The following is an 8,667-nucleotide window of genomic DNA, read 5'->3' as shown; positions in this document are numbered from 1 at the left end:
CTAATCCGTATATGGTCTCCTCCCCGTTTGCAAGGTCTCAGCACTCAATGTCAGGGACAGGTTTGCGCCCGTATATCCGGCCTGTTTGATGAGGCGGCTTTGTCGCCTCTGGCCTTGATGGAAGATCCGCGCCTGCCGTCCTTATCGACCTAACGGCCTCTGGGGCCCTTGGATTAGTCAGGTTTTCGGCAGGCCGGTCTGACCTGTTATGCCATCGATTGCTGTGACCCTCGCAACCTGCGGGAAGGGTAACCGCTTTACTTTCCGACGTCGCGTCGGTGATTTAGCTCAGTCAATCCCTGACTTATTCATACCGCCAGCCGTTGCTCCGATGGCTGGTAGTGCTCGCCTCGGGCGATAATCACCCAGGCAATGCGAACCAACTTGTTGGCCAATGCGACGGTTGCCTTGTTGAACCCTCGCTCTGCCTTGAGTCGCTGGATCCATCGGCTGAGGCGGTCCATTTTCCCGTCCGCACGGGCAACCACCGCTCTCGCCCCGTGAACCAGTTGGGCGCGTACGTACGGGTCGCCTCGCTTGCTGATTCCCAGTAAGACGTCTTTGCCCCCGGTGCTGTTCTGACGGGGGATCAGGCCCAGCGCTGCGCCAGCGTCTCGGCCTCGCCGGAATTGGCGGCCATCACCCATCCAGCCCTTCAGCAGACTGGCGACGACTTCACCAACGCCCGGTATCGCTTGCAGGCGCCGACAGGTCTCATCCTGTCTCGATCTCTGCTTTACTTGTTGGTCGTACCAGGCCAGTTCCTGCTCTACTTCCAGAAAACGCTGATACTGGCGGTGCAACAACTGCCGGGCCCGCTCGCTCAACCCGTTGTCAGCGTCTTCCAGTGCCAGTGGCAGCTCCCGGCGCAGCGCCGCTATTCCCTGGGGCATGATCACACCGTACTCGGCCAGCAATCCTCGAAGCTGATTGCTGATTCGTACCCGATCCTTGCTCACGCCCTGGCGCAGCTTGTGCAGCATCTGATCATCCTGCTGCTCGACCTCTTTGATCGGCACCGGGCGAATTCGCCCATGTTCACTGGCCTCCGCAATGGCCTGAGCATCGTTGTAATCGTTTTTCTGACCTCGAAGATAGCCCTTCACATGTTGAGGCGGTAACAACTCAACCTGATGCCCTAACGCTCGTATCTGGCGAGCCCAATAGTGCGAGCTCCCACACGCCTCAAGAGCGACTGTGCAAGGCTCCAAACGCACCAGCTGCTCCAGCAACTGCTTGCGGCGCACTTTGCGCTTCCACCCGCTGTGACCTTTAGGGCCCAGCCCAAAAAGGACAAACGTGTTCTTTGCGAGATCAATGCCAACCGTTGTAACCTTACTCATGGTCTCCTCCCACTCGTTTCTGATAGGAAAATTCTCCTTCCCTATCCTGGCGCATTGCGACGCCGATTAGGAGGGGAGGAGACCATCTCATCGACCTACCTGTGTTGGCGGTTTGCACGGAGTATGGGTGGTCAGCGGGGAGAAGGTTTCCAAAACTGTGCGGAGCCAGGGATGGCGGAGCCCAAGCGTCACAGGGATGTGCCGTAAGGAGCGTGTTTTGGAAACCTTCTCCGCGCTGACCACTGGCACCAAATCAAGCCGGCTTGGAAGCCCCAATTATCCTGGTGCGTTGGGGCCGGAAGCCTGCCGTGGCCAGTAGCGCTAGCACCGCCGTCACACCGGCGGTAATCCCGTAAGCCATCGGATTCCACTCCAGGTACAGCGAGAAGCGGATCGCCTCGACCGCGTGGGTGAACGGATTGAACTGGCAGATCCAGTACAGCCAGGGGCTGGCCTCGTTCATGCGCCAGAGCGGATAGAGCGCCGAGGACATGAAGAACATCGGGAAAATGACAAAGTTCATCACCCCGGCGAAGTTCTCCAGCTGTTTGATCCAGGTGGCGATCAGCAGGCCCAGAGCGCCAAGCATCAGACTGGTCAGAATCAGCGCTGGCAACACCGCGAGGTAACCCCATAGCGGTGGCTCCACATCCACCAGCAGTGCCAGCAGCAGGAACACATACACCTGGCCAATGGACACCACGCCCATGGCCAGCAGTTTGGTGACCAGCAGGAACGGCCGGGGCAGGGGGCTCATGAGCAGCACCCGCATGCTGCCTAGCTCCCGGTCGTACACCATGGACAGGGCTCCCTGCATGCTGTTGAACAGGATGATCATGCCGCATAGCCCGGGGGCAATGTAGGTCTCGTAGGTGATGTAGGTTTCATAGGGCGGAATGATGGAAATGCCAAGAACCGCCCGGAACCCGGCGGCAAACACCACCAGCCAAAGCAGTGGCCGGACCAGGGCGCTGGCAAAGCGAGTGCGCTGCTGCCAGAACCGCAGCCATTCACGGGTCTGGATGCCAACAAAACAGTGCCAGTAGTGCGCTGCGTTCATATCAGCCGGCTCCGATCAGGGCATGGAAGGTTTCAGCCAGGTCGCGGGTGCCTTCGGCGTCGCAGATGGCCTGGCCGTTGCCGTCGGCGAGCAACTGGCCCTGATGCAGGATCAGCACGCGGTCGTCGGCGCGGACTTCTTCAATCAGGTGCGTGGCCCAGAGCACGGTCAGTCCGTCTTCGTCGCACAGGGTTCGCACGTGCTCGTTGAGCGCTTTGCGGCTGGCGACATCCAGGCCCACCGTCGGCTCGTCCAGCAACAACAGGGAAGGGTTGTGAAGCAGGGCCCGTGCTATTTCCACTCGCCGACGATGGCCGCCGTTGAGCTGGCGGACAGCGTCGTTGGCCCGGTCCTCAAGGCTAAAGCGTTCCAGTTCCCGATCAACCCGAACCCTGGCTTCCTTGCGGGACAGACCGTGCAACGCGGCGTGGTATTGCAGGTTTTGGCGCACGGTCAGATCAAGGTCCAGGGCGTTCTGCTGGAATACGACGCCGATCTGACGCATGGCCTCGGCCGGCTGTTTTTTCAGGGACTGCCCGGCCAGCAGGAGTTCGCCCTGCTGCAGGGCCAGCAGTCGGGTGAGCAAACCAAACAGGGTTGATTTGCCGGCGCCGTTGGGCCCGAGCAGCGCGTGAAAACGGCCAGAGGTCAGCGTAAAGCTGACCTCCCGGAGCACCGGCTTGTCGCCGTAACGAAAGCTGAGGTTGCTCGCTTCGATGGTCATGACGTCGGATCGATGACCACACCCCAGGGGTAGCGGCCTACCTTGATGGATTTGATGACCTTCAGGTCTTCCACATCGATCACGGATACATCGCCGGACACACCATTGGTGGTGTAGAGGTGCTTCTCGTCCTTGTCCAGATCCAGCTGCCACACCCGGGCGCCCACCAGCAGGTAATCCAGGACTTCATAGGTCTGGGCATCAACAACCGCTACATGATTGGAGGGGCCGAGCGCTACGAAGGCGTATTTGCCATTGGACGTCAGTTCAATACCCACCGGCTGGACCCGATCCTGATTAACGCCAGGCACCTTGAAGGACATCTCGTGAATCTGCTCCAGGTTGTCGACATCGATGATGTGCACGGTGCCGCCGATTTCGGCGGAGGCCCAGGCAATCTTGCTGTCCTTGCTGAACTCCACGTGGCGCGGGCGCTGACCCACCACAATGTTTTTCTCGATCTCGAAGGTCTCGGTGTTGATCCAGTGCAGCATGCTGGTGGTTTCGGAGGTGTTTACCGCCCACTTGCCGTCCGGGCTCACCGCCATCCCCTCCGGCTCAATGCCCACATCGATCTGGGCCAGAACATCCTTGGTATCCACATCCACCACCGTCACGATGGCGTCGTCCTCGTTGGCGATGTAGAGGTGCTTGTTATTCGGGTGCAGCGCGAACTGCTCCGGATCTTCACCGGAAGGCAGGGTGTCCACAATCTTGCGGGTGGCCAGATCCAGCACCTGAACCGTGTCGTCGTCGCTGGCGCAGATGTAGAGCTTGGTATAGTCCTTGGAGAGCAGAATGCCCCGGGGCCGCTGGCCGACGTCGATGGTTTCAATCACTTCCTGGGTTTCGGTATCAATCACCGACAGGGTGTTATCTTTCTCGTTGGACACATAGGCCACGCTGGCCAGTGCCGGTGTCGACAGGCCGATCATGGCGGCCAGTGCGGTCTGTTTGAACAGGGTTTTCATGGTGTGACTCCTTTTTGTTTTGAACGTTGGCCGGCATGGGCTCAGCCGTTAATCCGGCACTCGCTTTCAGGTCTGTCGAAGCCGAGGGTGTCCATTTCGGTATTCGGGTGCAGGAAGCCTTCAAAAGGAGCTCGTGCTACCAGCCCCCGGGGATGCACGAGTGGAATCGGCTGTCTCAGCTGGCCGTTCCAGTCGCGGAAGGTGAGTTTGCGGCCCTTGAACGCGGCCAGCTGGAATTTGTCACTGAACAGGAAATTTCGGATGTCGGTGGGGTGCGCAGAATTCAGGTCGGTCACTGCCGTACCCATTGACCGAATGGCAGCCCAAGCCGCGTAGTCTTCACCGTTCATATCCCGCCCAGCCAATTCGCGGAAACGGTTTTGAAGTTGCGCGGCACCCCAGCTTTCCACCACCCGATGCCAGGTGACCGGTGACATGCCCTGGGTGCCCACCACCGGGCGCGGCAGCCAGGTGTTGAAAGGCACGTACTCGCCAAAATCGCCCCGTACATCAGCGACTACAACCGCATCATAATCACTGGCCTGGGTGAACAGCGGTAGTTCTTTGGAGGCGGTACGGCGCAGGTCGGCGTCAAAGGTCCAGGGCTTGTCTTCGACGATCTCCAGCCCGAAGCGCTTGGCGGAACGGCGGAAGGCATCGGCCCAGCCCTTGTCTGCTTCAGTCGGCCCGGTAATCAGGAAAACCTCATCCCAGCGTCGCTTATTCAGCCACTGGCCCAGGGCGTCGGTGAGCATCGAATAGCTGGGGATGGTGTGCAGCAGGTTCACGTGACACTGGCCGGTGCGCAGGGCATCGTCCTTGGCGCCAGCGTTGAAGACCAGGGTGTTGTCGCCGCTCTTGCCCGTGATGGTCTTCAAGGTCTGGGCCGGAGCGTTCACCACGAAGAGCTCAATGCCGCTCTCACGCATGGCATCAAAGGCCGCGATGGCCGCTTCTTCCGAATCGGCAACCTCACTCCGGAGTGAGTAGGCCTGGCCCAGAAACTTGCCGGTTGTGCTGTTGTCGTTGATGGCCAGTTCAGCCCCTCGCAAACCGGCGTCTTCAGGTTCCGGAATCACATTGGAAAGCACCGGCCCCTGGTCTGGCACCCACTGCAGGTAGCCGATCTGCACATCCAGGGATTCCGCCTTTATCGGGCTTGTCAGCGCCAGCGTTACCAGTGAAGTGGCCGCCGTCCGGGACAGAAAAGACATGGGATTCTCCGGTTTGTTGTTGTGCTTCCAGCTTATGGAAGGGGGAAACGCCCGGAAATATTCAGAAAGTAGGAATCAGGCAGTACCAAAGGATGAGATTTCCTCTCGGGGACCAAAAATCTACTACCAAGGAACTAAGCCAAAACCCCCAAAGTGGCATTCGGATTGGACATGGGGATTCCTAGACTGGTGGTCAGCAAGTTGGCAACTGACAAATCCAATAGCCAACCACGGGGAATCCAATAACAGAGGTAAGACCAATGGCAATGTCCTTTTCACTCAAAACCATCGTGGCTTCGGCCATGTTTGGCCTGGCCGGCTTCGCTATTGCCCACGGCAATGTCACACCACAGGAAGTGGATACGGGCAACCTGCCGGAGCTGGGCGATGAGGTGCGCATCGAGAACCCCTTCCGCGAGGGCAATGAATTCGGCGAGTTCAACGCCCAGGCCGCGAAAATCGGCGAGAGTGCCTACGCTGGCAACTGCGCCGCGTGCCATGGCATTCGGGCGATGTCCGGCGGTCTCACGCCGGATCTTCGCGAACTGACCGAGTGGGATGACGAGTACTACATCGGACGCGTTATGAACGGTACCGATCGCGGAATGCCGTCCTGGAAAAAGAGCATGGACCAGAACGCCATGTGGGCAATCCGCACCTATGTGGAATCCCTGCCCAAGCCAGAGTGATGAGCGCGGCTACTGTCAAAACGAGCGCCTGAATTCGGGCCGGCCCTGTGCCGGCCCTTCGTCGTTGGGAGAAAAGGAGGGAGAAAACAATGAAAAGTCTACTTGGAATACTTGCCCTGTTGCTGTTCGCCCAGGTGGTCCTGGCCCAGGAGGTTAACGACGGGAACGAATTGCTCAACCGGCCTGCGGAGCGCACCTACGACATCATCCTGGATTCCGGCTACCTGAAGGTCGGTGTCTATGAGAATTTCCCGCCTTATTCCTACGAGGTTGATGGTGAGCCAATGGGTATCGACATCGAACTCGGGCGGCGGATTGCCGAGGAAATGAGCGTTGAGTTCAAGGTGCACTGGATCATCCCCGACGAGAATCTCGGAGACGACTTGCGTAACAACGTCTGGAAAGGGCACTACCTGGCCAAACAGCGGCTTGCGGATGTGATGCTCCGGGTGCCCTACGACAAGACCTATGCCTACATGCAGGATTCCACCGGTGAGTACATCAACGAACAGGTCGTTCTGTTCGGCCCCTATCAGCAGGAAACCTGGCAGATTGCCTACAACCCCGAAAAGCTCGATGCCGTCGAAACCGTGGCGGTTTTTCAATACAACCGTATTGGCGTCGAGATAGATACCTTGCCTGATTTTTATCTGACCTCCGCGTTCGGCGGCCGCATGCGGGAACAGGTTCGCCATTACACCAACGTGGCGGACGCGTTCGAGGCCATGCGCAAGGGTGAAGTAAGTGCCGTCATGGGTATGCGCTCGGAGATCGATCACGAACTGGCCAAATCCGAGAACGCCATGTTCGAAGCCGCTGGAAACGGGTTTCCGGGTATCGGCAAACAGGTCTGGGATGTGGGTATGGCGATCAAACACACCCATCGCCAGCTGGGCTATGCCCTTGAAGCCATCATCGACAGGCTGGTGAAGACCGGCGAGATGAACGAGCTGATGGCCAGCCAGAAACTCCGATACAGCGTGCCGGGTTATTACCGGGAATTTCTGGATGAGCAGGCTATCGCCAGGGCTGAAGGGGATCTCTGAGGGTTTGCCCCGAACGCCGGGGCCGGAAGATCCGGTGTAGTCGTACTACCAAGTGATGAGAAAACCTGTTCCGGCGAGCAATTGTTGGTTTTGCCCCCGAGGCGAAGAATCGTATCAGAGGCGGGAAAAGTTCCCGGTTCGGCCTGAAACGAACTCAAGAGAACTGAAAACAAGAGACTTGGAGAGCGCAACCATGAGAACCAACAAGTTCGGGATTCGCATTGCGGCCAGCGCCCTGGCCATGGCTGTTTCCTACGGGGCCCATGCGGTAACCGACGAAGACATCATCAACGATCACAAGACCCCTGAAGACATTGTCAGCTATGGCATGGGTACCCAGGGACAGCGCTATAGCATTCTGGAAGATCTGAACACCAGCAACGTTCAGTATCTGCAGCCGGCCTGGGCTTTCTCCTTCGGCAGCGAAAAAATGCGCGGCCAGGAATCCCAGCCGCTGATCAAGGACGGCGTCATGTACGTGACCGCCTCCTACTCCCGCATCTATGCCATCGATGCCAGGACCGGCGAAGAAATCTGGCAGTACGATGCCCGTCTGCCCGATGGCATCATGCCCTGCTGTGACGTGGTGAACCGCGGTGCCGCCATCTACGGCGACAAGGTGATCTTCGGTACCCTGGACGCCAAACTGGTTGCCCTGAACAAGGACACCGGCAAGCCGATGTGGATCAAGAAGGTGGCCGATTACCAGGCCGGTTATGCAATCACCGCCGCGCCCATGGTCATCAAGGGCAAGGTCATTACCGGCGTTTCCGGTGGTGAATTCGGTATTGTCGGCAAGGTGGAAGCCTACGATGCCAATACCGGTGATCTGGTATGGACCCGTCCGACGGTAGAAGGCCATATGGGCTATGTCTACAAGGATGGCAAAAAGATCGAAAACGGCATTTCCGGTGGCAAGGCAGGCGTGACCTGGCCCGGCGAAATGTGGAAGAACGGCGGCGCGGCTACCTGGCTGGGCGGCACCTACGATCCGGACACCGATTCCCTGTTCTTTGGTACCGGTAACCCGGCGCCCTGGAACTCGCACCTGCGCCCCGGCGACAACCTGTTCTCCTCAAGCCGACTGGCGATTGATCCGGACGACGGCAGCATCAAGTGGCACTTCCAGACCACCCCGAACGATGGCTGGGACTATGATGGTGTTAACGAACTGATCTCCTTCAACTACGAAGAGAACGGTAAAACCGTGAAAGCAGCGGCCACCGCCGACCGTAACGGGTTCTTCTACGTACTGAACCGCGAGAACGGTGACTTTATTCGTGGCTTCCCGTTCGTGGACAAGATCACCTGGGCAGAGGGCCTGGATCCGAAGACCGGCCGTCCGATTTACACCGAGGGCGGACGCCCGGGCAATCCTGCCGATATGGAAGGTGGCAAGGGTGAAATGGTTCTGGCTCAGCCAGCCTTCCTCGGCGGCAAGAACTGGATGCCCATGGCCTTCAGCCAGCAGACCGGTCTGTTCTACGTGCCCTCGAACGAGTGGTCCATGGATATCTGGAACGAGCCAGTTTCCTACAAGAAAGGCGCGGCTTTCCTGGGTGCGGGCTTTACCATCAAGCCAGCTAATGACGATTACATCGGCGTGCTCCGTGCCATAGA

Annotated in this window: 8 protein-coding genes; 3 read left to right on the top strand and 5 right to left on the bottom strand. The window is 58.7% G+C overall.

The features are described 5' to 3' along the window. Positions 1 to 308: 308 nt before the first annotated feature. From B2W52_RS02020 to B2W52_RS02000, 5 genes are all read right to left on the bottom strand, one after another. Positions 309 to 1,343, bottom strand: coding sequence for an IS110 family RNA-guided transposase (locus tag B2W52_RS02020; RefSeq protein ID WP_008172057.1), 1,035 nt, complete (start codon positions 1,341 to 1,343; stop codon positions 309 to 311). A 253-nt stretch (positions 1,344 to 1,596) separates the two neighbouring features. Continuing rightward, complete coding sequence (locus B2W52_RS02015) at positions 1,597 to 2,403, bottom strand: ABC transporter permease (RefSeq protein ID WP_286801093.1); 807 nt, start codon at positions 2,401 to 2,403, stop codon at positions 1,597 to 1,599. A gap of 1 nt (position 2,404) precedes the next feature. Further along, the gene (locus B2W52_RS02010) at positions 2,405 to 3,127 is read right to left on the bottom strand and encodes an ABC transporter ATP-binding protein (RefSeq protein ID WP_273093934.1); all 723 of its coding nucleotides are present in this window, start codon (positions 3,125 to 3,127) and stop codon (positions 2,405 to 2,407) included. Further along, positions 3,124 to 4,098 (bottom strand): YVTN family beta-propeller repeat protein, encoded by a 975-nt coding sequence (locus B2W52_RS02005; protein WP_286801092.1) that lies wholly within the window; start codon positions 4,096 to 4,098, stop codon positions 3,124 to 3,126. The genes B2W52_RS02010 and B2W52_RS02005 overlap by 4 nt, the downstream gene beginning before the upstream one ends. Positions 4,099 to 4,139: 41 nt before the next feature. Next, a complete protein-coding gene (locus B2W52_RS02000) occupies positions 4,140 to 5,312 on the bottom strand; it encodes an ABC transporter substrate-binding protein (protein ID WP_286801091.1) in 1,173 nt (390 codons plus the stop codon). 260 nt (positions 5,313 to 5,572) lie between these two features. On the opposite strand from B2W52_RS02000, the gene pedF reads away from it, so the two are divergent. The 3 genes from pedF to B2W52_RS01985 form a co-directional block, all read left to right on the top strand. Continuing rightward, complete coding sequence (gene pedF / locus B2W52_RS01995) at positions 5,573 to 6,001, top strand: cytochrome c-550 PedF (protein ID WP_230705617.1); 429 nt, start codon at positions 5,573 to 5,575, stop codon at positions 5,999 to 6,001. Between the two features lie 89 nt (positions 6,002 to 6,090). Beyond that, entirely contained in the window at positions 6,091 to 7,047 is a 957-nt protein-coding gene (locus tag B2W52_RS01990) for a substrate-binding periplasmic protein (protein WP_286801090.1), read from the top strand. A gap of 193 nt (positions 7,048 to 7,240) precedes the next feature. Beyond that, on the top strand, positions 7,241 to 8,667 hold a 1,427-nt coding region (locus tag B2W52_RS01985), incomplete at its 3' end, for a PQQ-dependent methanol/ethanol family dehydrogenase (protein ID WP_286801089.1).

It is taken from the genome of Marinobacter sp. UBA2498 (assembly GCF_002341575.1).
GTDB classification, from domain to species: Bacteria; Pseudomonadota; Gammaproteobacteria; order Pseudomonadales; family Oleiphilaceae; genus Marinobacter; species Marinobacter manganoxydans.
This window is presented reverse-complemented; position numbering and strand designations above follow the sequence as displayed.

Excerpts from the sequence above, each read along its gene's own strand:
- B2W52_RS02020 (WP_008172057.1), bottom strand. The coding sequence starts at position 1,343 with ATGAGTAAGGTTACAACGGTTGGCATTGATCTCGCAAAGAACACGTTT.
- B2W52_RS02015 (WP_286801093.1), bottom strand. The coding sequence starts at position 2,403 with ATGAACGCAGCGCACTACTGGCACTGTTTTGTTGGCATCCAGACCCGT.
- B2W52_RS02010 (WP_273093934.1), bottom strand. The coding sequence starts at position 3,127 with ATGACCATCGAAGCGAGCAACCTCAGCTTTCGTTACGGCGACAAGCCG.
- B2W52_RS02005 (WP_286801092.1), bottom strand. The coding sequence starts at position 4,098 with ATGAAAACCCTGTTCAAACAGACCGCACTGGCCGCCATGATCGGCCTG.
- B2W52_RS02000 (WP_286801091.1), bottom strand. The coding sequence starts at position 5,312 with ATGTCTTTTCTGTCCCGGACGGCGGCCACTTCACTGGTAACGCTGGCG.
- pedF (WP_230705617.1), top strand. The coding sequence starts at position 5,573 with ATGGCAATGTCCTTTTCACTCAAAACCATCGTGGCTTCGGCCATGTTT.
- B2W52_RS01990 (WP_286801090.1), top strand. The coding sequence starts at position 6,091 with ATGAAAAGTCTACTTGGAATACTTGCCCTGTTGCTGTTCGCCCAGGTG.